Origin of the sequence: Hahella sp. KA22 (assembly GCF_004135205.1) — a bacterium.
GTDB lineage: Bacteria > Pseudomonadota > Gammaproteobacteria > Pseudomonadales > Oleiphilaceae > Hahella.
The window spans coordinates 2,531,204-2,555,664 of record NZ_CP035490.1; the positions used below are offsets into that span (position 1 = coordinate 2,531,204).

A 24,461-nucleotide genomic window follows, 5' to 3' on the forward strand; every position below is an offset into this window, starting at 1 on the left:
TTTTTTGCCCAGCGGGCGTTTTTCGACTTCACTTGTATAGTACTAATGCTTCATTGAAGACGGAAATGGGTGACTACTGTGTCAAACCTGAGTATTCGCTGGAAAATTCAAATCGCATTCTTTGCCGTGGCGGTGGTGACTATTATTTACAACCGCACTCTCGCGGCGGTGGAGTTACAGGCGCTCATTGATCTGGCGGAAAGCCGTCAGGTGGCGGCGACGACCATCGCCGCCATGCAAGAAGAATATCGCTCATTCATGTTCAATGCGATTTGGGAGTCCAGCCTGCAGTTTCTGGTTCAGTTCGCCGTCATTTTTGTCCTGGGCAACTATTTTGTGCGCCCGATTCTGGCGTTGACCAAGTCGCTGAAGTCTGTGGAAAAAGGCGACTTCACTATCGAAGTGGAAATCACCAGCGAAGACGAAATCGGACAGTTGGGCCGTCAGTGCAATCAGATGCTGGCGACCTTGAACCGGGTGATCGCCAGCGTGAATGACTGCTCCGTACATATGGGGCAGTCCGCGTATCAGATCGCCGCCGTCGCCCGGGAGATTGAACGCATCAGTCAGGCGGAAGCGACCCGTTCAGAAGAGGTGAATGACGCCACGGAAAGTCTGCATCGGATATCCGAGAAGGTGATGGAAATCGCCCAGACCAATCGGGATGAGGCGATCAAGTCCGAGCAAAGCAGCACGGAAGGCATCGCCCTGGTTCAGGAAGTGCTCGACCTGCTGGTGCGCTTGGCGGAAGAGATTCGCAGCGCCGCCAGTCAGGTGTCCAGTCTGCAGTCCTCGGTGGGCACCATCGTAACCGCCTTGAAAGATATTCTGGAGATCGCCGATCAGACCAACTTACTGGCTCTCAATGCGGCCATTGAGGCGGCGCGGGCGGGAGAGCAGGGGCGCGGCTTTGCGGTGGTGGCGGATGAAGTGAGAGCGTTATCCCACCGAACCGCCGAGTCAGCGGAAGAGGTCTCACGCATTATTAACGATCTTGATCAGAACGTAACCACCAGCTGTAATACTATGTCGCGACTGGTGGATGAAGTGCAGTCCAATCGTGGCAAGGCGGAGCGCACCCGGGGCATCATCAGCGATCTGGAAGTGCATGTGAAAGGCTTTGTCGGCAGCTCGGAAGAAATATTCAGCAATGTGGAGACCCAGCTGAATCAGTTCTCCGCCCTGGAGACGACCTTGTCCTGTCTGTTTGAAACCTTGCGGGAAAACAGCGCCAAGATCGGCAATACCGCCAACATCAGCGACTCGCTGTTCGGTTTGACGCAACGACTTGATCACGAATTATCCGGGTTGGATTTCCGGCGACAGAAAGCGGCTGAGGTCAAAACCAAGGACTCGGAAAGAAGGGCGGCGCCAAGGGTGGAAGGGACGCTGCTGGTGCGTATTGAGTCGGACGGCGGCGGCAGTGAAGGATTGAGTCAGGACGTCAGCGAGACGGGCATGAATCTGGTGGTGAAAGAATACTATGACGTGGGAGATCGGCTGGTGTTGTCGATTCGTCTGCCGAGCCGGGATCAGAACCGTTACGATCAACAGCAACCGGTGGCGGTCAACGCCAAAGTGGTTTGGAGAAAAACGGAAAGCCAGGGACGTTATCGTTACGGCGTGCACTTCATCGATATGAGTCAATCCTCTGCGAGCTATGTGAAAGAGTGCTGTGAATTTTATAAGCATGTCGCCTGAAGGAGGCGTAAATGCGGATGGTCGGTAAACGGTCATAAAAATATCAAACGCTGTTCATCTGGTTATGGCAGGCTGGCGCCACAATAGGAAACGTCGATAGGTATAAGCTCGCGCGTGAAGCCGGTCATCCGAAAGTTAAGTTTTATTCCCCGCCGGTCCGTGCCAATATGAGACGTCAACTAGGGGAGACGAACATGTCAACGAAAAATAGGCGGCAGCAAACCCTGGGTGAAGAGATCGTAAACGCTTTGACTCATGGCATTGGAGCTGTGGTGAGCGTTTCAGCAGTCACGTTGTTGATCGTCTTCGCCAGTCTGCAGGAGGATCCATGGAAGATCGTGGGCGTGTCCATATATGGCGGCGCGCTGATTTTGTTGCTGTTGGCGTCCACCCTGTACCACGGCGTACAGCACCCGCGGGCGAAATTCTTTTTAAATCTGTTTGATCACTGTGCTATCTATCTGCTCATCGCGGGCACTTATACGCCGTTTTTGCTGGTGAATCTGCGCGGCGTTTTGGGGTGGAGCATGTTCGGCGTGGTGTGGGGGCTGGCTCTGGTGGGCATTGTCTGCAAGCTTTGCTTCCACGGACGATTCAAAACCATCCACCTGTTTAACTATCTGGTCATGGGCTGGGTCGGTATTGTGGCGGCGCCAGAGTTGATGGAGAGTTTGTCCAGTAACGCATTCGCCATGATCATCGCTGGCGGGCTGGCTTACACCATTGGCGTATTCTTCTACGTTTGGGACCGCTTTCCCTATGCCCATTCGATCTGGCATCTATTCGTGCTGGGCGGCAGCACCTGTCACTACATCGCTGTCTATAACGGCGTTCTGTAAAAACAAGGCGTAGCTGAGCTGCGCCTCGACTTTACCCATCTATCGCACTAAACGAATTCGTAGCTTCCCATGTACAGAGACTGATATGTGTAGGACGCGTGCAGTCTTTGCGCATATTGTCCGTGACTGGCCCCGGCGGCGATAAACAGCGGCGTCAGATGCTCGTCGGTGGGGTGCGCCTGCACCGCGTTGGGAGCGGAGCGGCGATATTCGAATAACGCTTCCCAGTCATTCTGCGCCAGCTTTTCCTCCAGCCAGGCGACGAACTCCTGCGCCCACCTCGGCGGCGCCGCTTCATTGGGGCCAATTTCCCGCAGATTATGGGTCACTGAGCCGGACCCCATAATGGCGACTCCCTGTTCGCGCAAGGGCGCCAGCGTTGCGCCGAGTTCAAATAACTGCCGCGGCGAGAATCGGCGCGGCAGACTGATCGCGACCACAGGGACGCCGCCTTCCGGGTCCATCAGGCTGAGCGGAGCCCAGACCCCATGGTCCAATGCTTGTGATGTGGCGATCTGCGGCGATAGCGGCGCCAGCGTCGCCAGGACCTGATCATTCAGTTTGTCGCTGCTGACGGGCGACCAGCGATACCTGTACAGCGCCTCTGGAAAACCGTAGAAGTCATACTGGATATGCGCTGGCGCGGTGACGTTCACTGTCAGAGCCTCTGTGCGCCAATGGGGTGAAATCGCCACGACGCCTTGTAAATCCGTCAGGCGCGCATTCAACCCGCGCAAGAAGCGGTGGGCGGGCGCTTCGGCATGAACGATCAAGTCCGGCGATCCGTGAGAAATAAACCAGGATGGCGCTTTCATGGCGATCTCCTCATATCTAACAGTACGCGATTAATACGGCGGACAAATAACGTTCTTCTATTTGTCCGCAAACCACAGGCTCAGCGCATTCAGGCGTCTGTTTATCAACAGCTCGGCGCTTATCAAGCTCAGGATCAAGACTGGTGTAATGCGGCGCGATGAGCGGACTTCCCGCTGACAAGGTCGCGCAAGGAGAAAGCGCCGTCACCCAACAGGGCCTGCACCAGCGATGCGGCTAACAAAAATGCAGGATACTCCCAACCGCCGCCCTCAGCGCTGAACGCCCACCCATTGGCGCCGTGCACAAAAACGATGGCGCCCAGCAGAATTGGCGTCAACGCCAGAGCCACCCACTGTGTGCGATAGCCGATAATCAGCAAAGCGCCGCCGCCCAGCTCGGCCATGATGGCGAGGTAGGCGAACCAGCCGGGAAGGCCCAGTGACCCGAAAAATCCGGCGGTCCCGGCGGGAGTGAACACCAGCAGTTTCAACAAACCGTGAGCGAGAAACATTACACCCAGAGACAGGCGCAACAGTAAAGCAGCGTAGGGGGCGGTAGAGGTATTAATCATGACTGTTACTCCGAAAATGTTTATTGGGTTAAGTTGTGAACAGTATGATTTCTCTTTTAATGGCTAACAATTGATCGTATTGTGACAACACTGTTAACGATACATTAACAATGGCGTTGTTCCTGTTATGGATACTGTGACTTCAATGAAGGCGTTTTGCGCGGTGGTGCAGGAGGGTGGATTTTCCGCCGCCGGCAGGAAACTGAATTTATCCAAAGTGCTGGTGAGCAAATACGTTGGGCAATTAGAGGACCGACTAGGAGCCCGACTGTTTCATCGCACCACCAGGAAGGTCAGGTTGACGCCGACCGGCGAGGCGTATTATTTGCGCGTCACGCCCTTGTTGCATGAACTGGATGACATCGAAGCGCGAGTGCGGGATGAACACGGCGAGCCGGAAGGCCTGCTGCGCGTCGCGGCGCCTACCTCGTTCGCGGAAATTCACTTGATGCCGCTTGTCGCTGTCATGCTGGATAAGCACCCGGGGCTGACGCTTGATATACGCTTGGCGGATCGTTATGTGGATTTGCTAGAGGAGCAGGTGGATCTGGCTGTGCGCATTGGCCACCTGCAGGACAGCAGTCTGGTGGCGCAAAAACTCGCGGATATTCCTATTGTCTGGTGCGCCAGCGCAACCTATCTGGAGCGTCAGGGAACGCCGCAGATTCCTGAGGATCTGATGCGGCACAGAGTGGTCTTCGACAGCAATTACAGCGGAGGCGACTACTGGCCCGTGGCGCAGGAAGGCGGCGTTGCGCGGTTGCCTTTACATAAGCGCGTCAGCGTCAACAGCGCGCGAGCGGCGAAAGAACTGGCGCTCGCCGGTATGGGGCTGGCGCGTCTGCCGGCCTTCGTTATCGGCGATGAGCTGGCGTCCGGGAAATTACGCCCGGTGTTGCAGGAATACTGGCCGGAGGCGTCCGCTGTTTATGCGGTTTATCCCCATCGCAGACATCTGTCCGCGCGGGTGAGACTGTTCGTGGAGGAGGCTAAAGCTTATTTCAGTACCAATCCGCCGACTCCTCCCTTAGTATGATTGCCCGTTCAAGGGCGAACTTTGCTTATACAATGGTCGTACGTAGTTTTATCTATGATACGACTTGAATAAAAAATGCCGAAAAAAATAACTGTTAACCAGGATCACACAATTAAATAACAAAGATCGCAAACCAAGATAGAGGGAGTTTATGAGTACACACGAAACCCATCCTGCGCCGGCCGACATTGCAAAAAACGCATGGGCCGACAAAGAGACCTACTTGCGCATGTATCAGGAGTCCATCGAGGACCCGGAAGGTTTCTGGAGGCAGCATGGAACGCGAATCGACTGGATCAAGCCTTACAGCCAAGTTAAAGACGTCGACTACTCACAGCAGAACCTGCACATCCGCTGGTTCCACGACGGTACGCTGAACGCCTGTTATAACTGCCTCGATCGCCACCTGCCGCAGCGCGCGCAGCAGACCGCCATCATCTGGGAAGGCGATGACCCCGCCGATGACGCCAAAATCACCTATCAAGAGCTCTATGACAAGGTTTGCAAACTGTCCAATGCACTCAAGGACATGGGGGTCAAAAAAGGCGACGTAGTGACCATCTACATGCCGATGATTCCTGAGGCCGCTATGGCGATGCTGGCATGCGCCCGAATTGGCGCGCCGCACTCAGTGGTGTTCGGCGGCTTCTCTCCTGAAGCGTTGGCTGGACGTATTGAGGATTGTAAGTCCCGCTTCGTCATCACGGCGGATGAAGGCGTACGCGGAGGACGCATCGTGCCTCTGAAAAAGAACGTCGACGCCGCTGCGGAGATTACCGCCGGCAAAGGCGCGGAAGTAGATAAAGTGCTGGTGGTCAAACGCACCGGCAATGCGGTGAACTGGAGCGAAGGTCGCGACCTCTGGTATCACGACGCCGTCGCCAATGCGTCAACGGACTGCCCGCCGGAAGAAATGTCGGCGGAAGATCCACTCTTCATCCTTTACACCTCCGGCTCCACCGGCAAGCCCAAGGGCGTATTGCACACCACTGGCGGCTACATGGTGTACGCCTCTATGACGCACCAGTACGTCTTTGACTACAAAGACGGCGATATCTACTGGTGTACGGCGGATGTGGGCTGGATCACCGGCCATAGCTACATCGTATACGGACCGCTGGCGAACGGCGCCGTCACGCTGATGTTTGAAGGCGTTCCCAACTATCCTGACGCCTCCCGCTGCTGGCAAGTGGTGGACAAACACAACGTCAATATTTTCTATACCGCGCCTACTGCGATCCGCGCGCTGATGCGTCTGGGCGACGATCCCGTAGTGAAGAGCTCCCGCAAAACACTGAAACTGCTCGGTACGGTCGGCGAGCCGATCAACCCGGAAGCCTGGGACTGGTATTACGATGTGGTTGGCGAAAAACGTTGCCCCATTGTCGATACCTGGTGGCAGACCGAAACCGGCGGCATTCTGATCACGCCGTTGCCCGGCGCCACAGCACTGAAACCGGGCTCCGCCACGCTGCCGTTCTTCGGCGTTAAACCGGCGTTGGTGGACAACGAAGGCGCGTTGCTGGATGGGGCTGTATCAGGCAACCTGGTGCTGCTTGACAGCTGGCCGGGGCAGATGCGCACGGTTTACGGCGATCATCAGCGTTTTGTGCAGACCTATTTCTCCAGCTATCCCGGTATGTATTTCACTGGCGACGGCGCCCGTCGCGACGAAGACGGTTACTACTGGATCACCGGCCGCGTGGACGACGTGTTGAACGTCTCCGGTCACCGTCTGGGCACTGCGGAAGTGGAAAGCGCGCTGGTGGAGCACGACGCGGTGGCGGAAGCAGCTGTGGTGGGCTTCCCTCACGACGTCAAAGGGCAGGGCATCTACGCCTATGTCACTCTGGGCGTGGGCTTCGAGCCTTCCGACGCATTGCTGAATGAGTTGAAGCAGATGGTGCGCAAGGAAATCGGCCCCATTGCGACGCCGGATGTGATTCAGTTCTCCCCGGGCCTGCCGAAGACCCGTTCCGGCAAAATTATGCGCCGCATTTTGCGAAAGATTGCTGCGGACGAGACGGACTCCCTGGGCGATACCTCTACCTTGGCGGACCCCTCCGTCGTGGATGATCTGATCAGTAATCGCGTCAGAGCCTGATCCAGGCTTTTGAAATGACAACGAAGCCCCTCCGCCGTCAGGCGCGAGGGGCTTTTTTTGTTCCCGCCGGATAATCCGGGCTAGAATAGCCGCCTGTTTTTATCGAGCTTTCCACTGGAACAACCGCTTATGCGCACTTTTAAGTTGTACGGAACCCTTGGCTGCCATTTATGCGATGTGGCGGAAGAGGTGATCAACGATGTGCTGGAAGCCAATCCTGACGCATTGAACTTTATCACCCTCACGAAGGTCGATATCAGCGACAGTGATAATTTGATGACGACGTACGCCGAGCGTATTCCGGTGCTCGCCTGCGCGGAGACACAGGCGGAACTGGCCTGGCCCTTCGATCATCAGGCGTTTGTGAATTTCCTGAATCAGAACCTGAGGTAAAGATGCTGATTGTTGTATCTCCAGCCAAAACGCTGGATTACGAAACCCCCGTACCCACCACTGAGAATACACAACCACGATTTCTTTCCCAGAGCGCTGAGCTGGTGGATATCCTCAAGCAGCAGGAGCCCTGGCGCTTGAGTGAATTGATGAGCATCAGCGATGAATTGGCGACACTGAACGCCAACCGTTATCACTCCTGGTCGTTGCCGTTCGACAGCAACAACGCCAGACAAGCGCTATTCGCCTTTAAGGGTGACGTTTACACCGGCCTCGACGCCTATAGCTTGAGCCAGGACGCCATAAGCAATGCGCAGCGTCAGTTACGCATTCTGTCGGGTCTGTATGGGGTTTTACGTCCGTTGGACCTGATGCAGCCTTATCGTCTGGAGATGGGGACGCGTCTGCAAAATCCCCAAGGCGCGAATCTGTATCGTTTCTGGGGCGATACATTGACCCAGTCGCTCAACGAAGAAGCGAGGGAGACAGGGGCGGATGTGTTGATCAATCTCGCCTCCAATGAATACTACAAGGCGGTGAATGAGAAGAAGCTTGCCGTACCGGTGATTACGCCCGTGTTCCTGGACATGAAAGGCGGCAAATATAAGGTTGTCAGCTTCTGGGCGAAAAAGGCGCGGGGCATGATGACCCGCTACATATTGGAAAATCGTTTGCAGCGACCTGAAGATATCAAAGGCTTTGATACGGACGGCTATCGCTACAATCCTGCGCTGTCCGACGGCGCGCAATGGGCGTTTACCCGGGATCACTGAGCGAAGCGTTCGGGGCGTCGCCAGGGAAACAACGAATCTTAATGACATGAGCTGATCCACGTGAGTGAAAAGACCACCAAACCTAAACGAGAAATTCTGTTTACCCTGATCTCCGTTATGATCGCTGTTGCGGTGGGGCTGGCAGGCGTTGAGTTCGCGCTGGGCTATCTGTCGAAACAGGCCGCCGCCAGTGAAAAAATGGACCCGGGACTTCTGCAATACGACGCCCAGTTGGGGTGGCGACTGGGGCGAAGCTGGAGCGGGACCCACGAGCACCAGGACTTCAAGGTGCATTATCAGACCAATCCATTGGGGTTGCGCACGCCGGTTTCCACTTTGTCGGCGGATAAAAAAGTGGCGGTGGTAGGCGATAGCTTCGTATTTGGTCTGGGCGTTAATGATGGCGAGACCTTTACGGATCTGTTGAACGAGCGCAGCCCGGAGTGGCGTTTCGCCAATTTTGGAACGCCGGGCTATAGCACCGACCAGGAGTTACTGCTGTACCGGGATTTGGTGAGCAAATTCAAGCCAACCAAGACGCTGTTGGTGGTCTATCTGGGCAATGATCTACTGGATAATCGTCTTGCGTACCCCTTGCAGGCGATATACGGCAAGCCCTTCTTTGCATTGAACAGCGGTGAGCTGGAGCTGCGTAATTCGCCTGTGCCGCAAGCGCCGAAGCCGGCTGGGTATCCTTATACATTCTCCAGTGAAATGACCCGAGGGCTGCCGGAGGCCGCCTGGAAAAGCAGTCTGCGTTCTTTGCATATCGGACAGCGGCTGTTGGCTTTGATGGATGATCCTGAGCAATATCGTCCACACTTTGCCGAGAAATTCGAACCAGACCTGCAACTGATGCAGGCTCTGGTGAGCGCGATGCGCAAAGAGGCGGAAACCGTCGGCGAAGGGGATAACGCATTCATGGTCGCGTTGCTGCCGGGACGCTCTTATATTGCTCAAACCCGCTCTTTGCCAGCCTATTATCAGGAATTTGTCCGCGGCGCTCTGAGGCGACAGTTTGAAGCGATGGGCATACCGGTTCTGGACGTGGCGGAGGAACTGAGCGCGCAGGCGCAACAGGGCGAGGGGGATTGGTATCATCCAAATGAAGGGCACTTTACCCCCGCCGGCCATAAAGTGGTTGCGGACATACTCTGGAAGAGCCTGCAGGGGCGGTTGCAATAACCAACAAGGTGATGGGCTATATATTAATCCGGGAGACAAATAGCTTCCTTCTATTTGTCTGCAACGACAGGGCCTGCACAGGTCAGGCCCTGTCTCCCGCGGCTTGTCGCCGCGCAGGCGCGTCCATGCGCCTGGTGATTAACATGCCAATATCATTGCCATGTTAATAACATTGAGCTTTAGGCGGGCCGGTTCTTTGTCTGTTTACTTATTAACCTTGCTGCGTATAATGGGCCCCGAATTTGGGAGGAGAAATTTATGTCCGTTGAGCAGTTTGAAAACCTGAGCCTGGTGGTTTTAATTTCGGTGTTGGTCGGTTTCATGGCCTTCATCATTTACGATTTGGCGAAGCGTTCCAAAGCAGGCAAGTTCGGTACTTTTATCCTGTTCACTGCTTTGGGACTGGGTGTCCTGGGCTTTGTGATCAAAACCGTTCTGGTTGAAGTGTTGAACGTCTAGTCGTCACAGATTTGCAAAAAAGCCGCCCCGGAGCAATCCGCGGCGGCTTTTTTAATGCTCTTGCACTCTGCTTTTCTGGAGAAGAAGCGTGCAGAGTGGAGGTGGGTTAACAGGATTCCCGCACTACCAGCTGCGCTGTCAGCAAACGATTATTGCTGGTGTCTCCTTTCAGAACCGCCTGTGCGGCCAGACGCCCTTTGGCGACGCTGGGCTGATGGACTGTCGTCAGGCTGGGACGCCAGTGCGCGGCGTCGGGAATATCGTCGAATCCAACGACTTTAACGTCGTCGGGAACTTTGAAGCCCAGGTCCAGGCTGGCCTGGATCGCGGCCAAAGCGAGACGGTCGCTCATGCACAGTAGAATGCGCGGACGCGGACTGGCGGATAAGGCTTCGCGAGCAGCCTGATAACCGTTCTGGAAGTTGCTGTCAGGGGTGTGCCAGATCATATCCGGACGGATGTGTCGGTCCATGGCTTCTGCGGCGGCAAGATAGCCGTTGAGGCGGCGTCTTGAAATCGATATCTCATCCCCAAACATCTCGGCGTCTTTAATGCGCTGCACTTCATTTATGTTGAGCAGGCGCAGGCCGATAATAGCCGCCTCGCCGTCTGAGCGCTTAAAGGCGTGTTCCGCGCTTTCGCGAGCGCCGCTGAAATTATCCACATTGATGGAGGCATGGCTTTCGCCGAGATCGAAGTCGACGGTGATCAGCGTTTTCTGTTGCTGGAGAATGCGCTCTACGATGCTTTCGTCATTGGGGCGGCCGTACATGATAAAGGCGTCGGGGACGGACTCAATGGAGCGGTGCTTGTAATAATCCGCGCGGGTAGGCAGCAGGAACATGTTGACGCCATTACTGTCGAATACCTCGGCGACGCCTTGCAGGAACTGGCTGGCGACAGGATCGGTAAAGTTAAAATGCAATCGGTCCGCCACCATGACGCCAATAATGCCGCTGGTGCCGCGACGCAGGCTGGCGGCTGTGGCGTTAGGGCCGTTGTAGCCCAGTCGCAAACATTCTTTGAGGATGTGGCTCCTCAACTTGGCCGATAGTTGATCCGGCCGGTTATAAGCGTTGGATATGGTCGCGGTTGATACACCCAGCTCCGACGCCACATCTTTCAAGGTCAATTTCTTCACGGTTGCTCCTTGTTATTCGTCGCCGTCGTTCGGCAGGTTTTAATAAACATTCCACTTCCTTGTATGTTGATGAGTCCGGTTCGGCCCCTCGTGAGGGCATTCGGATAAATAGAGGGTCCTGTCGCACAAGGGGTACAGCGCGACATGGCGGCATAGGGAGTCTAATTGGCTGGAAATTTATGTCCACTAATTTTGCGGCGAAAATTAGGTATTTTTACGTAAAAAGTGAAAGTATAGCGTAGTTTGTGCAGATAAACTTGTATTGTGGGAAAATTGTTAACGAGTGTTCACTTTTTTTTGGGGGTGACTATAATGCGCGTCCCTTTTGTTGTTCTCCTCATTTTCGAGGAGGTTCCTTTGTAGTTTTGGGAAGTTCCCATCAAGGTAGTTTCATGAAGTCTTTTGTTGTTAATGCGCTGGCAGTTGCAGCCCTGTCCGTTTCTTGTATGTCCGTCCAAGCGGAAGAAATTCAAGATTCCCGTAGCCTTTACTTTGCTTTGACTGGAGGTTTTACCTTCGGTGGCGATGATATAGCAAAGTTTGAATACACTAATGGAGACACTGAAGAGGTTGAAGCTGGCGGTTTGGTTAATTTAGGTTTGGGTGCATTGTGGCAGTCTAAGGAGCAGCCAATCGCTGCTCAGGTTACCTTGAACTACCAGTTTGACCATACCAGTGCTAAAAATGGCGACGCTACGTTTGGTCGTGTTCCCCTTGAGGCAGTAGTTTTCTATACGGGCGTTCAAGACTGGCGGTTCGGTGCAGGGGTACGCTATGTCGCCAACCCTGAGTTAGATGTGGAAATTGATGGGGTGGATGGAAACGTAGAATATAAGTCTACTGTTGGTTTGGTTGTAGAAGCTGGTTATCGAGTTACTAATAACCTTTGGGTGAACGTTCGTGGAGTCAGCGAAAAATACGAAGCTGAATCTGCTAGCATCGAAGGTTATAAGTTCCCTGTTGATTCCGACAAGAAGTTCAGCGGCAACCACGTTGGCGTGAACTTGGTTGCGCTATTCTAATTAGCCGCAGCGAACTCTCGTGTGCAAGAGCCTCCCGCCGTAAGGTCGGAGGCTTTTCTTTTATATAGGGGCTGTCCGCCTGCGCTTATTATCCTTCTCTTTACTTCTCCCGCCTCACCTCGACTATAAGTCCAATTCAGGGTTGGTCGTACCCTTTCAATACCATTTTTGTTGACCAATAAGACCACTTTTTCTTCCAGATAAACGTGGTGGTCCTCCGCCTGCAACTTTCGGCGTGATATGGACACTAACGCCGAACGATTGAAATATAAGGGTTTGTCACGATGTGCAATTGTTCACACAAATTGACTAGGCTCTTGGGCGGATTGTCTTGGCAGGGGGAATCCCTACACTGGTATGCGCCTTGGTACGTCGCATGCATACCTGTTAGAAAAAACAGAAGACGTCAGTTAAGCAAATTAAATACCAAAAAACTACCATATTGGAATATAGGAACTGGTTATCACTTTTGTGGTATCTAAATGGTATTTTTAAATTGACTGAAAGTCTCAAATAGGTATTATCTGGTATATGAAAGCATTTCCTTGCGCTTTTTTGTGATTTGCCGCTTACGGATATTGTGAGGAATACATAGGGCAATGCGACCTGATTTTCGGAGAGAAAAAGGAAAATTTAAAAGAGGTTCCGAAAAAGGGGCGACTGTGAAGTCCAGGTTGGATTGTGTTATGAAAGCGCTTTCGTTCAGTGATGGGTTGTGTAGCGTCGGCTGATGGGCGAACGGGAGAAAAGCTCTGGTTGATGAGGCTTCATAGATGAAGTCTGCGCCGGAGTTGCGCCGATTGTGATCGTTAAGATGGCGAACGGACTTTTCCTACTTCTAATAACGAATCGATAACCTTAGGACGATCCTATGTATATGGACAAAAAACACAGCAAATCCGGCTTTATGAAGACCGCGCTCTGTGCGGGTCTCATCGCCGCATCCCAGGCTTCCTGGGGCGTTGAATGCAGCCAGGTGTCCGGCGCCTGGCAAGACGGCGGGAATTACACCGCCGGTCAATACGTCACTTTTAATTCCGGTATTTACTCCGCTTTAGTCAATCACACCGCTCACCTGGGCGCTGGCTGGACGCCGGCGGTCGGTTCGTTGTGGCGTTATGAAGAGCCGGATCATTGTGTTGGCGGTGGCGACACTGGTGGAGATAACGGCGGCGACACCGGTGGTGACAATGGAGGAGATACGGGCGGCGACAACGGTGGCGACACTGGAGGAGATAACGGCGGCGATACCGGCGGTGACAACGGTGGAGACACTGGAGGCGATACCGGCGGCAACAATAACGGCGGCGATGATTGCGACGCCAGCGCGCCAGCCTGGAGTTCCTCTACTGTTTATACCCAGGGTAAGGAGGTCTTGCACAAAGGCGCTGTTTACAAGGCCAAATGGTGGACGCAAGGTGATGAGCCCGGCGCCAGTGAATGGGGCCCATGGGAATTGGTGGACGCGTCCGGTTGTCCTGGCGATGGCGGGGATAACGGAGGCGACGACGGCGGTGACAATGGCGACGGTGGAGATAACGGAGACGGCGGCGATAATGGCTCCGATGATCCGATCGACACTACTGGCTGGCCGAAGCCGTTGATGGAGAACAACAAGCCCTATCAGAACACTACAAACAGTGTTGTCGGCACTTACTTCGTTGAGTGGGGCGTCTACGGCCGCAACTTCCCGGTAGAGAAAATACCGGCGCAAAACCTGACTCACCTGTTGTATGCCTTCATCGCCGTGTGCGGACCTAATGAATCATTACGTGAGGCGAACCCGCAAGGCCACTCTGTGTTGATGAATGAGTGTAGCGATCAGCCTGATTACACTGTCACCATTCATGACCGCTTCGCCGCGCTTGAGAAGAGCTACCCTGGCGACAAGTGGGATGATCCCATGCGCGGGAACTTCGGTCAGTTGAGGCGTCTGAAGAAAACCAATCCCGACATCAAGATCCTGCCTTCCATTGGCGGCTGGACGCTGTCTGATCCGTTCTTCTACTTCGCCAACGACGCGCAGAAGCGTGCGGTGTTCGTCAATTCCGTGGTCGACTTCCTGAAGACTTATAAGTTCTTCGACGGCGTCGATATTGACTGGGAATACCCTGGCGGCGGCGGAGCCAACACAGGACTGGGCTCGCCTCAGGATCGCGATGGCTACGCTGAGTTGATGCATGATCTGCGCGCAGCGCTGGATACGCTGGAAGCGGAGACCGGCAGAGACTACCAGTTAACTTCGGCGGTAGGCTCCGCGCCAAGCAAGATTGACGCTGTGAACTACTCCACTGCCGTGCAGTACATGGACTACGTCTTCGCTATGACGTACGACTATTACGGCGGCTGGAACAATCAATTAGGTCATCAGACCGGCCTGTACGCAGGCGATCATGAGATCCATGAGGGCTTCAGCTCCGACGCCACCATCAATAACCTGATGAGCGCAGGCGTGCCCGCCAACAAACTGGTGCTGGGCGCGGCCATGTACGGACGCGGCTGGAAAGGCGTGACTGGCGGTACAGAGACTGATCCATTCGCAGGAACCGGCGGCGGTAAGCATGCAGGCACCTGGGAGGACGGCGTGCTGGATTACCGCGCTATCGAGCAGAAGTTCCTGGGCGGCGCCAACGGCCAGGGCATCGATGGCTACAAGTATTTCTACGATGAAAAGGCGGAAGCGCCATTCTTGTGGAACTTCTCCAACGGCTCGTTGATCACTTTCGATAACGCCCGTTCGGCCAAAGCCAAAGGCGAATATGCGCGTGACAAAGGTCTCGCGGGCGTATTCACCTGGGAAGTTGATGCGGATAACGGAAATATCCTCAACGCTGTTCATGAAGGCTTGGGGCATCCGCAAAAGTAGCCCTTGTTGGGGGTAGAATCGGCACTACCCCCTTTTTTTGGCTATTACGGTTTTGACTATGACGGCTTTGACAGACGACGGTTTTAACCAGAGATGGTTATAACAAGCAGAGAAGGTTGTCGCTAAATCATCACTGACTTAGATCAAGTAGTAGCCGTAACGCTAAACCGGATGGGCTAAGCCCCCATCCGGTTTCCAAAGGACAGCGATGAGATCGCGTGCGGTAATCAACATTTTTTCGGATAAACACTAAACCGGCATTGACTGCCTTTGTCCAACGAGTGAAAAATGAAAACGCTTTCATGCAGAAGAGTGGTAAGTCAGCGCATTTTTCCTTTTTGAACAGCTGAAGTGTCTATCCGAAAAAGTGCTCTGGTTTCTCCATTCAAAAAACCAATAAATAAGGAGAACTCGATGAACAAGAAACACTGGCCGGCTTCCGCGCTAATGGCGGCGTCTATCGTCGTCGCGGGTTGCGGCAGTTTCGCCGCCAATGCGGAGATTCCGGAAGGGGTCTATCAGATTAAATCCAAAAAAAGCGGCTTATGTCTGGACGTGTGGAGCGGTTCCACGCAGCAGGCCGCGCGCATCGTTCAATGGCAGTGTCATGACGGCAATAATCAGCGCTGGAAAATTACGCCAGCAGGCGGCGGCGCCTATCGCTTGCTGGCTATGCACAGCGGACTGGCGATGGATGTGGAGTCCGCTTCCACCGCCAACGGCGCCGGGCTGCAGCAGTGGCCGGATAACGGTTCCGGGGCGCAGCGCTTCAAATTTGAAGATCTCGGCAATAATGAGTTCCGCATCATCAATAGCGGCAGCGGCAAATCCCTGGATATCGAGGAAGCCAGCGTCGAGCCGGGCGTCAGGCTGCAACAATGGGACTGGAACAGCGGCGACCATCAGCGTTTCTATCTGATGACGGACGGCGGTCCCACGCCTCCTGGCGCGTCCATTCCCGGCAAGATTGAAGCTGAAGATTACAGTGCGTTCTCCGACACCACGCCGGGAAATACCGGTGGCGGTTATCGTCAGGATGACGTGGATATCGAAGCGACGGCGGATCAGGACGGGGGCTTCAATGTCGGCTGGACGGCCCCTGGCGAATACCTGCGCTATAACCTGAACGCCGCCGAATCCGGCGAGTATAAAGTCAGTTTACGAGTCGCTTCCATTTACGCCGGTAAACAGGTGGTAGTGAAGCTTGACGGCGCAGACGTCAGCGGCGCGCTGGCGGTACCCAACACGGGCGGTTGGCAGAACTGGGCGGACATCAGCTTCAATGCGAACCTGTCATCCGGCGCGCATCAGCTGGAAGTCGCTTTCCTGACTGACGGCATTAACCTGAATTACATCAATTTCGCCAAAGGCGGCGATCCTACCGATCCCACTGATCCGCCAGGATGGACGCTGGTATGGCGGGATGAATTCAATGGCGACAGCATTGACCTGGGCAAGTGGGAGCATGAAGTCAACGGCAATGGCGGCGGCAATAATGAGCTGCAGTACTACACTGCGCGTTCGCAAAACTCATGGGTGTCCGGCGGCAAGTTGCACATTCAGGCGTTGAAAGAGCGCTACACCGGACCGGAAGGAACCCGTGACTACACATCCGCCCGTTTACGCACGCTCAACAAGGGCGACTGGAAATACGGTCGTTTTGAAATTCGCGCCAAGCTGCCATGGGGGCAGGGCATGTGGCCGGCTATCTGGATGTTGCCGACAGACTGGGTTTATGGCGGCTGGGCGGCCAGCGGCGAGATCGACATCATGGAGGCGGTCAACCTGAAAGGGGCTGGCGGCAATGAAATCTACGGCACGCTGCACTATGGCGGCGAATGGCCCAACAATACCCACACCGGCGATCACATGGCGCCTTCCTCCAGCGTGGTGGACCAGTTCCATACCTACGCATTGGAGTGGGAGGAAAACGAAATTCGCTGGTATATCGACGGCGTGCATTATCAGACGCAAACCAGCTGGTACTCCACCGCTGCGCCTTATCCTGCGCCGTATAACCAACGCTTCCATATGATTCTGAATCTGGCTGTGGGCGGTAACTGGCCAGGCAATCCGAATGGATCAACGGTGTTTCCGCAGTCGATGGAAGTGGATTACGTGAGGGTGTATCGCAAAAACTGAGGAAAACGAATTTCCTCAGTATGGACTGATTAAGACAGTATCTCGTTAACAACAAGAAAGTCCCCGCCGCGACATCGGTCGCCGGCGGGGCTAAAACCGCGGCCCGCCTGTTGGCAGTTAGGGTTGGTCGGCACAGCGTTCGCACTGAATAGATAACAACAATGTGTAACAACGCAACGCCTCCAAGGGCATATAAAGGAGAACGTTCTTATGACATACCGAGGAAATCAAACCCGCTTGAAGCGTTTATCTCTGTGTGTGGCCATGCTGGCCGCAATGCAGGCGCAAAACGCGGCGGCGGAAACTCTGCATACCGCTGCGGCGCCCACCGGTTTTGATGCGCAGCAGTCGGCGCAGACGGTGTCGGAATTGGGGGTGACCTGGCAGGTGACGGACAATTTGCAGGACAGCTATAACAGCTTTCTGGCGGATTTGACCATTCATAACCGCGGCGCCACGGATCTGGAAGCGTCCGGGTGGACCATCTATTTCAACTTTGTGCGCGACGTGCTGGCGGTGACGCCGTCGGATCAGTTCAATGTCGAGCACATCAACGGCGATTTTTTCAAACTCACTCCGGCGGCGGGCTTCACTGGCCTGAAAGCGGGGGAGTCTCTCAAGATTCAACTTAAAGCCAGCTTCTGGGCGATCAGTAAGTCCGATGCCCCAGCCGGCTTTTATATCGTTAAAAATGACGGCTCTGGCGGCCAGAGCGTTGAGGCGATCACGGATGTGACGCTGGGCGCGCAAACTACGCCGGAGCAAACGCAGCGCTTTGATGGCGACAATATGCCGTTGGACACAGCGGAAGTACGCTTTGAGCGCAACCGCCAATATCTGGCGGCGGCGCAAACCGGACCAACACTGTTGCCGACGCCGGCGTCCATGACTGTGAACGAGGCGGAAAGCCTCACGGTCGCGGCGCCTTTCAAACTTTACTTCGACCGTCGTTTCATGCGTGAAGGACGTTATCTACAAAGCCAGCTTCAAGCGCTGGGCGTGCCGGTGGAAGTGGTGCGCCGTTGCACCGACGCGGCCAACGCCATCTGCTTGCAAGGCGCGCAAAGTCAGGGGCGTCCTGGCTCCGATGAAAGCTACCAGCTGAGCACCAGCACGGCTTCCGGCGTACGCATCGCGGCGGACTCTCCCACTGGCATGTTCTATGGCGTGCAATCCTTGTTGGGTCTGCTTCCTCTGGAGACATACCAGGGTGGCGGACTGCCGGTGCGCCTGCCGGTGGTGGAAATTTCCGACGCGCCGCGTTTTTCGTACCGGGGCATGCATCTGGATGTGGCGCGACATTTTAGTCAGCCCGAAAGCGTCAAAAAGCTTATCGACGTCATGGCGCTGTACAAACTGAACAAACTGCATCTGCACCTTTCCGATGATGAAGGCTGGCGTCTGGAAATTCCCGGTCTGCCTGAATTGACCTCCGTTGGGGGTAAACGAGGGCATTCCGAGAACGAGTTGGATAATCTGGTTCCTTCGTTCGGCTCTGGACCCTTTGCGGACAGCAATAACGGCTCCGGTTATTTCTCCCGTCAGCAATACGTTGAGCTGCTGCGCTACGCGGCTGAGCGTCATATCGAAGTGGTGCCGGAGTTCGATCTGCCCGGCCACGCCAGAGCGGCGATCAAATCCATGGAATCCCGCGCGAAGCAGTTCGCCGACGCGGGTAAGCCCTATCAGGGCAGAAATTTCCTGCTGAGCGATCCTGAGGACAAGTCGGAATACAAGTCTGTGCAGGGCTGGAAGGACAACGTCGTGAACCCTTGTATGCCAACCACTTACTTCTTCATCGACAAAGTGGTCGGCGAGGTGTCGCGCATGTACCGTCAGGCCGGTCTGCGCATGCCCGCTTTCCATGTGGGAGCTGATGAAGTGCCGGCGGGCGTCTGGAAGAAATCCCCCGCCTGTACCCGGATGTTCGGTTCGGAGGAATTGAGCGCGGACGACGTGGAAATGCTGAACCGCTTCTTCAACGCTACCGTGACCGGTATTGTCGCCGCCCACGGAACCAAGATCGCCGGCTGGGAAGAGCTGGCGTTCATGCATGAAGACGGCGGCAAAGTGGTCAACCCGCATTTTGTCGGCGGCATCATGATTCCCTATGTCTGGAACAATGTGTGGGGCTGGGGCACAGAAGATAACGCCTACAAACTGGCTAATGCGGGTTACCCGGTAGTGTTGGCCAACGCCACCAACCTGTACTTCGATCTGGCCTACCAGAAAGACCCGGAAGAACCTGGTTATTACTGGGCTGGTTTTGTGGACACCCGTCGTGTGTATGAATTCACGCCGATGGATGTATTCAAAGCTGCGTGGGTGGATCGCATGGGCAATCCGTTGACAGACGATATGTGGAATGACCGCACCCGTCTGGCGGCGGATAAACAGGACATGATTCTCGGCGTGCAGGGCGAACTGTGGAGCGAGAACGTGAAAACGGAATCCGATCTGTTCTATCTGGCGCTGCCCAAGTTGTTGGGATTGGCGGAGAGAGGCTGGTCGCCGCAACCGGATTGGGCGAATGAAACAGATCAGACGCAACGTCTGAGCGGGCTGAATCAAGCTTGGAGCGGATTCGCCGCACGGGTCGGCGCCTACGACCTCAAGCGTCTGGACAGCTGGAACGGCGGTTATGATTTCCGCGTACCGCCTCCCGGCGCCAAGGTGGCCGACGGCATGCTGGAAGCGAACTTGTCCTTCCCCGGTCTGGAGATCCGTTACACCCTGGACGGCTCCGAACCAACAACCGAATCGCCACTGTATGACGGGCCTGTCGCCGTCAGCGGCGGCGTTAAACTCAAAACATTTACCCCTTCGGGTCGCGCCAGCCGCACAGTGGAACTGAACTAGCCGCGGATTGGTAATCCTTGACCTACACTCCGGAGTTTTTGCTGGGAACTCCGGGGTGTCTTTTTCTCGCTTGCGCGGGCTTCTATTCAGGCGGACAATGCCTTTTCCGGATCAATGACATGCTGCGGTAGGAGTACGAATAGGGCGCTGTATTCGGATACACGCAACCCCGCCACGGAGGTCCTATGAGCAAGCAAGTGAAACCCATCCCGGACGGCTATCATTCCGTCACTTCTTATCTGACTGTCAAAGGCGCCGCTGACGCACTGGCGTTTTATAAACGCGCTTTTGACGCCGAAGAAATCATGCGCATGAATGGCCCGCATGGCGACATCGGGCATGCGGAAATAAAGATTGGCGATTCCCGCGTCATGCTCTCCGATGAGTGCCCCGAAATGCAATTCGTTGGCCCGCAAACGCTGGGTGGAAGTCCTGTCGCACTGATGTTGTACGTTCCAGATGTGGACGCTACCTTCGCCAGGGCGATAGCCGCCGGCGCCAAAGAGCGGTTAAAGGTGGAAGACAAATTCTATGGCGATCGCAGCGGTAGCCTGGAAGATCCATTCGGCCATGTCTGGCACATCGCCACTCATATTGAAGATGTCAGTGAGCAAGAACTGATGGCGCGCGCGAAGAAGTTTATGGAAAGCCAGAGCTGACGAACACAAAGAGGCATGCTGGAGTTCTCGTGTAACGGATTCCGGCTGCTTCTCCTTCCTTTTGCAGCCTCTTTTTACTCCCTCTCTTTACTCCCAAACGCCTCGTATATTTGCTTTGTTAAGCGGCGGGTTTGGCTTGTCGCACTGACCTAAAGTCGTGTTTTTATTCCCCCTTGGACGTGATTTTATCGAAACCTCAGCGTGGTGGACGATCGTGCGTATGGCTCGCGTCTGCGACGGGACTTATCGAATCAGAAGGAAAATGCGAGATGAAAATAGCCATTCTGGGCGGCGGAGTCGCCGGCGTCGGCACGGCAATTGCGCTGACGCAAAAGGGCTTTGACGTAGCTGTATACGAGCGTCGTTCAGCGCCAACGGATGTTGGCGCAGGCATTGTGATATGGCCAAACGCAGCGTATGTGCTCGATCAGCTTGGCGTTCTGAATGACATTGCCGCGTTATCCGGGCGCCCCACGCGTATGCGCAGAATTTCTCACCACGGCGAGGCGCTGGGCTCCGTGGATATTCTCGATATCAATCGGCGCATGGGCTATCCCAGCCTGTCTGTATTGCGGCGGGATCTGCAAAAGGCTTTGCTGGCGAAGCTCCACGCGTTGGGCGTTGAAGTTCATTATGGTTATGCAGTGGCGGATATTGAGCAAGAGGGCCGAGACCGAGCCTGCATATGCTTTGGAAACGGCGCGCGGGTGATGGCTGATGTGGTCATCGGCGCCGACGGGCGCATGGACTCCCCATCAAGGCGCTACGTGCATGGCGACAGTCGGCCGGTATATCAGGGCTTTATCAACTGGGTTGGGGTCTATGAAGCGCAAGAGGACGTCTTCACTGATATGGCGGTGCGTGATTACTGGGGCGTGGGGGAACGTTTCGGCATCGTGCCGGTTAGCAAGCGGGCGGCGTATTGGGCGGGCGCGATAGTCAGTAAGTCCATAGAGGAGGGCAATCCGGAGCGGTATAAAAAGGAGCTGCTATCGGTCTTCTCCGCGTGGCCGTCGCCTGTCGCTAAGGTCATCGAAGAAACCCCCGTCGAGAGCATTCATAAGGTTTATGTGCATGACCACGATCCCATCGCGTTATGGCATAAACGCAATGTGATTGTCATCGGCGATGCGGCTCATGCGCCGCTGCCCACGTCCGGGCAGGGCGCTTGTCAGGCGCTGGAGGACGCCTGGCATCTGGCGAACTGTCTGCAAGAAAATCCCCGCGACCTCAATGCGGCGTTTACGGTTTTCACCGCAGTGCGCTCGGAAAAGACGGCGGACATTATTCGGGCGGGACGCGCTTTGGCCGCGGCGCTTTTTAATACGGACGCATCGTTTTGCGAAGCGAGAAACGCCAGCAGCAAAAGCTCAGACTTTGCTGAGGTCGCCAAAAGCATGGCGCAGTTTTGGGGGCGTGGTTTGCCCTTAAATGTGTAACTTGCGCTGTCGTATGCCGGGCCCCTGAGGGCCCTGAATAGAGGGGCGCAGATGGTGATTTCCGTCGAAACTCAGCTGTTCTCGATACGGAAGCCGACTTTCAGGCTGACTTGAAAGTGGCCGACTTCGCCGTTGACAATGTGGCCGCGGGTTTCCGTAACTTCGAACCATTCGAGGTGCTTGATAGTGCGGGAGCATTCCCGAATGGCGTTTTGAATGGCTTCATCGATGCTGTTCTTGGATGAACCGACCACTTCCACTTTCTTGTAGGTATGATGATCTGACATGTGAACTCTCCTTTGTTTCTTTGACGGACGCTCCTTCGTCAGTGTAGCAAGAAATATCCTTGCTTAAATGTCGTCGTCGGAACGGTTTGCTTCCGCCTGCTCTGACATTTTCATCATCAACGCCATGTTAAGATCCCGGTCGAAGCTCTCGCAGCAGGCTTCCGTGCGGATTTTGCACTGTCCGCTTTCGGACTCGTAATTCAATTCGTAGCCGGTTTTTTCGCCATGCTCAGAGCAAACCATGTCGCCCAGGGTCTCCTGGTAGGCGTTGACGAGGAAGTCTTCCGCCGCGGTTCTGTCTTCATCTTGGCGAAACTCTTCAGCGCTGACTTCCACGCCGTCCACTTTGTATTTAACGTTGCTCATAATTCTGAACCCTTTGATGTTGTGGGGTGCAAGGATAAACCCTAAGCGATCTGGTTTGAAGGCTTGATCATGGCGAGGTGGAGAGCGTGATGACGAGGCAAGGAAAGGGGTGAAGAAAGCAGTGAAGAAAGTAGTGAATAAAGGGCGGAGAAACAGCGCTTCTCAAGGTGAAGCGGTTTCCTCAGGGGGCGAGTCCAGATGGATAACCCTGCGCTGCGACAAGTTCAATTCGGCGAGGTCTTCTCCCCAGTATTTCTTTATTAAACGATCTATCAAACCACTGCTGCGCGCGCGATTCATACTGTCCGTCATCGCGTCTACATGGGCCTGGGCGTCGTGAGAAAGATAGAAATAGAAATCGCTTTGGTATTGCAGCAACAGATTTTTCTCAATGTCCAGGCCGGGATATTTGTGTGACTCGCGGATAATTTCGTTTGCTCCCCGGGGGAAATAATCAATGCCGCGATTTCCCTGCGCCAGTGGGCGAAATGCGGCAGTCCAGTCGCCGTCAAAAATCATCACCGGCAAACGGTTATATTCCCAGACGCGCCGGTCGTACCATGTCTTGCCGATCGCCGCCACTTTGTTCAGGGTGCGAAAATCCTCCAGGTTGCGAACCTGATCGTAAATAGCCTGACGACCTTCCGGGATCAGCATAATTCGCTTGCTGATCAAGCCATTGGTGATAGGGATCGGCACCCGGACGTGGTGATTGTCGCGCTCTGCTGTGGGAAGCATCCAGGCGATCGTCACGTCGCCTTTGTCCAGCATCTGAATTACCCGCTTCTGTGGGAATGGTTGAGAGGTGATGATTTCGTACTCGTAGCCCGCCTGCGACAGTGCGCTTTCTATTAATTCCCTATAGTAAGCGCCGTCTTTGCCTGCTTCGGCGAAATGAGCGACCTTAAGCTTAACGGTTTCTTTTTGGGCCCAGGCCGACGCAGACGAGAAAGCAGTCAGCAGACAGATCAGTCCGGCCAGGTAGCGCTGTGTTAGAAAAAGTATGTGAGTCAATCAATATGCCTCTAAGCGTCAATACCGGGACCCTCCTTGACAACATCCCTTGCTGGCGGCTGGATCAGGGACTGGCGACTCCCTCAGGCTATATGAATGAAGGTGGCGTCAGTCGCTGGTAGACACAGAGAATACTGCGCATCTATTAAGTTTAGCAGGGGATGGAAATATTTCCGGGCGGAGAATTATGCGGGGTGCGCAGCATAGGGGGCGTATCGATAGTACTTGGGCGTGACGCAGATGCGCGCGTGAAGCCAGGACACGCCAAGACCCGCGGTGCTGAGCCAGACGGGCTGCTCGCCAATACGCGCGAGCGTCTCTCGGGCCAGATATATCCAGAACGCGTCCACCTGTTGCGGCGGCGCGTTGCGGATAAAGCGAGCCAGGTGAGCGTAGTCGCATTGTTTGGTCTGCGGGCGGGGCGACACCAGGCGGGCGTCCCCGCCCAGATTGTTGAACGCCGCCACCAGATCGGACTGGCGAGAAGCGCGAAACGGCTTGGCGAAAGGCCGCCAGTCCGGCTGCAGGCGTGTAAGCGGACCGCTGTTAATCAGGACAAACTCACAAGCCTGGTTCTCATTGACGCTGGATAATGGCGGCGACTCCCAGAAATAGCCTGGGCTATCAGCGGAGGCGAAAATCGAATTGAAGAACGCTCGGAACGCCGGATTTTCCTCCAGAAGCTGTAAGGCTTCCAGATAGCTGAGCGGAACCTCTTGATGAAACAGGGCATACCGACAGCCGTCGTAATGTGCGAGCTGGGTTTCTTCTACGCTGAATTCTGTCATC

General features: G+C 55.0%; 21 protein-coding genes. 14 read left to right on the top strand and 7 right to left on the bottom strand.

All coding sequences use genetic code 11. From position 1 onward, the window contains the following. The first annotated feature begins 78 nt into the window (after positions 1-78). Positions 79-1,701, top strand: coding sequence for a methyl-accepting chemotaxis protein (locus tag EUZ85_RS11395; RefSeq protein WP_129498737.1), 1,623 nt, complete (start codon positions 79-81; stop codon positions 1,699-1,701). Between the two features lie 194 nt (positions 1,702-1,895). Continuing rightward, entirely contained in the window at positions 1,896-2,540 is a 645-nt protein-coding gene (locus EUZ85_RS11400; protein WP_127969412.1) for a hemolysin III family protein, read from the top strand. Between the two features lie 47 nt (positions 2,541-2,587). Here EUZ85_RS11400 and EUZ85_RS11405 read toward each other — a convergent pair whose 3' ends face one another. Further along, positions 2,588-3,355 carry a class III extradiol ring-cleavage dioxygenase gene (locus EUZ85_RS11405; protein ID WP_127969413.1) on the bottom strand — a complete coding sequence of 256 codons (768 nt, stop codon included), beginning with the start codon at positions 3,353-3,355 and terminating at the stop codon, positions 2,588-2,590. 134 nt (positions 3,356-3,489) lie between these two features. Next, positions 3,490-3,927 (bottom strand): DoxX family protein, encoded by a 438-nt coding sequence (locus EUZ85_RS11410; protein ID WP_127969414.1) that lies wholly within the window; start codon positions 3,925-3,927, stop codon positions 3,490-3,492. 127 nt (positions 3,928-4,054) lie between these two features. Here EUZ85_RS11410 and EUZ85_RS11415 point away from each other — a divergent pair, with 127 nt between their 5' ends. From EUZ85_RS11415 to EUZ85_RS11440, 6 genes are all read left to right on the top strand, one after another. Continuing rightward, the gene (locus tag EUZ85_RS11415; protein WP_127969415.1) at positions 4,055-4,963 is read left to right on the top strand and encodes a LysR family transcriptional regulator; all 909 of its coding nucleotides are present in this window, start codon (positions 4,055-4,057) and stop codon (positions 4,961-4,963) included. A gap of 151 nt (positions 4,964-5,114) precedes the next feature. Further along, positions 5,115-7,067 carry an acetate--CoA ligase gene (acs, locus tag EUZ85_RS11420; protein WP_127969416.1) on the top strand — a complete coding sequence of 651 codons (1,953 nt, stop codon included), beginning with the start codon at positions 5,115-5,117 and terminating at the stop codon, positions 7,065-7,067. A 129-nt stretch (positions 7,068-7,196) separates the two neighbouring features. Further along, the gene (locus EUZ85_RS11425; RefSeq protein WP_127969417.1) at positions 7,197-7,460 is read left to right on the top strand and encodes a glutaredoxin family protein; all 264 of its coding nucleotides are present in this window, start codon (positions 7,197-7,199) and stop codon (positions 7,458-7,460) included. Between the two features lie 2 nt (positions 7,461-7,462). Next, complete coding sequence (yaaA, locus tag EUZ85_RS11430; protein ID WP_127969418.1) at positions 7,463-8,233, top strand: peroxide stress protein YaaA; 771 nt, start codon at positions 7,463-7,465, stop codon at positions 8,231-8,233. A 60-nt stretch (positions 8,234-8,293) separates the two neighbouring features. Continuing rightward, positions 8,294-9,418 carry an SGNH/GDSL hydrolase family protein gene (locus EUZ85_RS11435; protein WP_127969419.1) on the top strand — a complete coding sequence of 375 codons (1,125 nt, stop codon included), beginning with the start codon at positions 8,294-8,296 and terminating at the stop codon, positions 9,416-9,418. 258 nt (positions 9,419-9,676) lie between these two features. Further along, entirely contained in the window at positions 9,677-9,877 is a 201-nt protein-coding gene (locus EUZ85_RS11440; RefSeq protein WP_127969420.1) for a DUF2788 domain-containing protein, read from the top strand. Between the two features lie 106 nt (positions 9,878-9,983). Here the strand turns inward: EUZ85_RS11440 and EUZ85_RS11445 are convergent, their stop codons facing one another. Next, on the bottom strand, positions 9,984-11,018 hold the full coding sequence (locus tag EUZ85_RS11445) for a LacI family DNA-binding transcriptional regulator (protein WP_127969421.1): 1,035 nt from the start codon (positions 11,016-11,018) through the stop codon (positions 9,984-9,986). 392 nt (positions 11,019-11,410) lie between these two features. Between EUZ85_RS11445 and EUZ85_RS11450 the strand changes: the two genes are divergently transcribed. From EUZ85_RS11450 to EUZ85_RS11475, 6 genes are all read left to right on the top strand, one after another. After that, positions 11,411-12,040 (top strand): hypothetical protein, encoded by a 630-nt coding sequence (locus EUZ85_RS11450; protein WP_127969422.1) that lies wholly within the window; start codon positions 11,411-11,413, stop codon positions 12,038-12,040. An 871-nt stretch (positions 12,041-12,911) separates the two neighbouring features. Further along, the gene (locus tag EUZ85_RS31905) at positions 12,912-14,906 is read left to right on the top strand and encodes a glycosyl hydrolase family 18 protein (RefSeq protein WP_127969423.1); all 1,995 of its coding nucleotides are present in this window, start codon (positions 12,912-12,914) and stop codon (positions 14,904-14,906) included. 414 nt (positions 14,907-15,320) lie between these two features. Then, positions 15,321-17,048 carry an RICIN domain-containing protein gene (locus tag EUZ85_RS11460; protein ID WP_127969424.1) on the top strand — a complete coding sequence of 576 codons (1,728 nt, stop codon included), beginning with the start codon at positions 15,321-15,323 and terminating at the stop codon, positions 17,046-17,048. A gap of 210 nt (positions 17,049-17,258) precedes the next feature. After that, on the top strand, positions 17,259-19,907 hold the full coding sequence (locus EUZ85_RS11465; RefSeq protein ID WP_127969425.1) for a family 20 glycosylhydrolase: 2,649 nt from the start codon (positions 17,259-17,261) through the stop codon (positions 19,905-19,907). 185 nt (positions 19,908-20,092) lie between these two features. Next, positions 20,093-20,566 carry a VOC family protein gene (locus EUZ85_RS11470; protein WP_127969426.1) on the top strand — a complete coding sequence of 158 codons (474 nt, stop codon included), beginning with the start codon at positions 20,093-20,095 and terminating at the stop codon, positions 20,564-20,566. 269 nt (positions 20,567-20,835) lie between these two features. Beyond that, positions 20,836-22,005 (top strand): FAD-dependent monooxygenase, encoded by a 1,170-nt coding sequence (locus EUZ85_RS11475; RefSeq protein WP_127969427.1) that lies wholly within the window; start codon positions 20,836-20,838, stop codon positions 22,003-22,005. Between the two features lie 71 nt (positions 22,006-22,076). Here EUZ85_RS11475 and EUZ85_RS11480 read toward each other — a convergent pair whose 3' ends face one another. From EUZ85_RS11480 to EUZ85_RS11495, 4 genes are all read right to left on the bottom strand, one after another. Beyond that, a complete protein-coding gene (locus EUZ85_RS11480) occupies positions 22,077-22,292 on the bottom strand; it encodes a dodecin (RefSeq protein WP_127969428.1) in 216 nt (71 codons plus the stop codon). A gap of 63 nt (positions 22,293-22,355) precedes the next feature. Then, the gene (locus tag EUZ85_RS11485) at positions 22,356-22,658 is read right to left on the bottom strand and encodes a hypothetical protein (RefSeq protein ID WP_127969429.1); all 303 of its coding nucleotides are present in this window, start codon (positions 22,656-22,658) and stop codon (positions 22,356-22,358) included. A 162-nt stretch (positions 22,659-22,820) separates the two neighbouring features. Next, positions 22,821-23,672 (bottom strand): ABC transporter substrate-binding protein, encoded by an 852-nt coding sequence (locus EUZ85_RS11490; protein WP_127969430.1) that lies wholly within the window; start codon positions 23,670-23,672, stop codon positions 22,821-22,823. A gap of 185 nt (positions 23,673-23,857) precedes the next feature. Then, positions 23,858-24,460: a hypothetical protein gene (locus EUZ85_RS11495; protein ID WP_371683248.1), complete on the bottom strand. Its 603-nt coding sequence runs from the start codon at positions 24,458-24,460 to the stop codon at positions 23,858-23,860. Position 24,461: the final 1 nt, after the last annotated feature.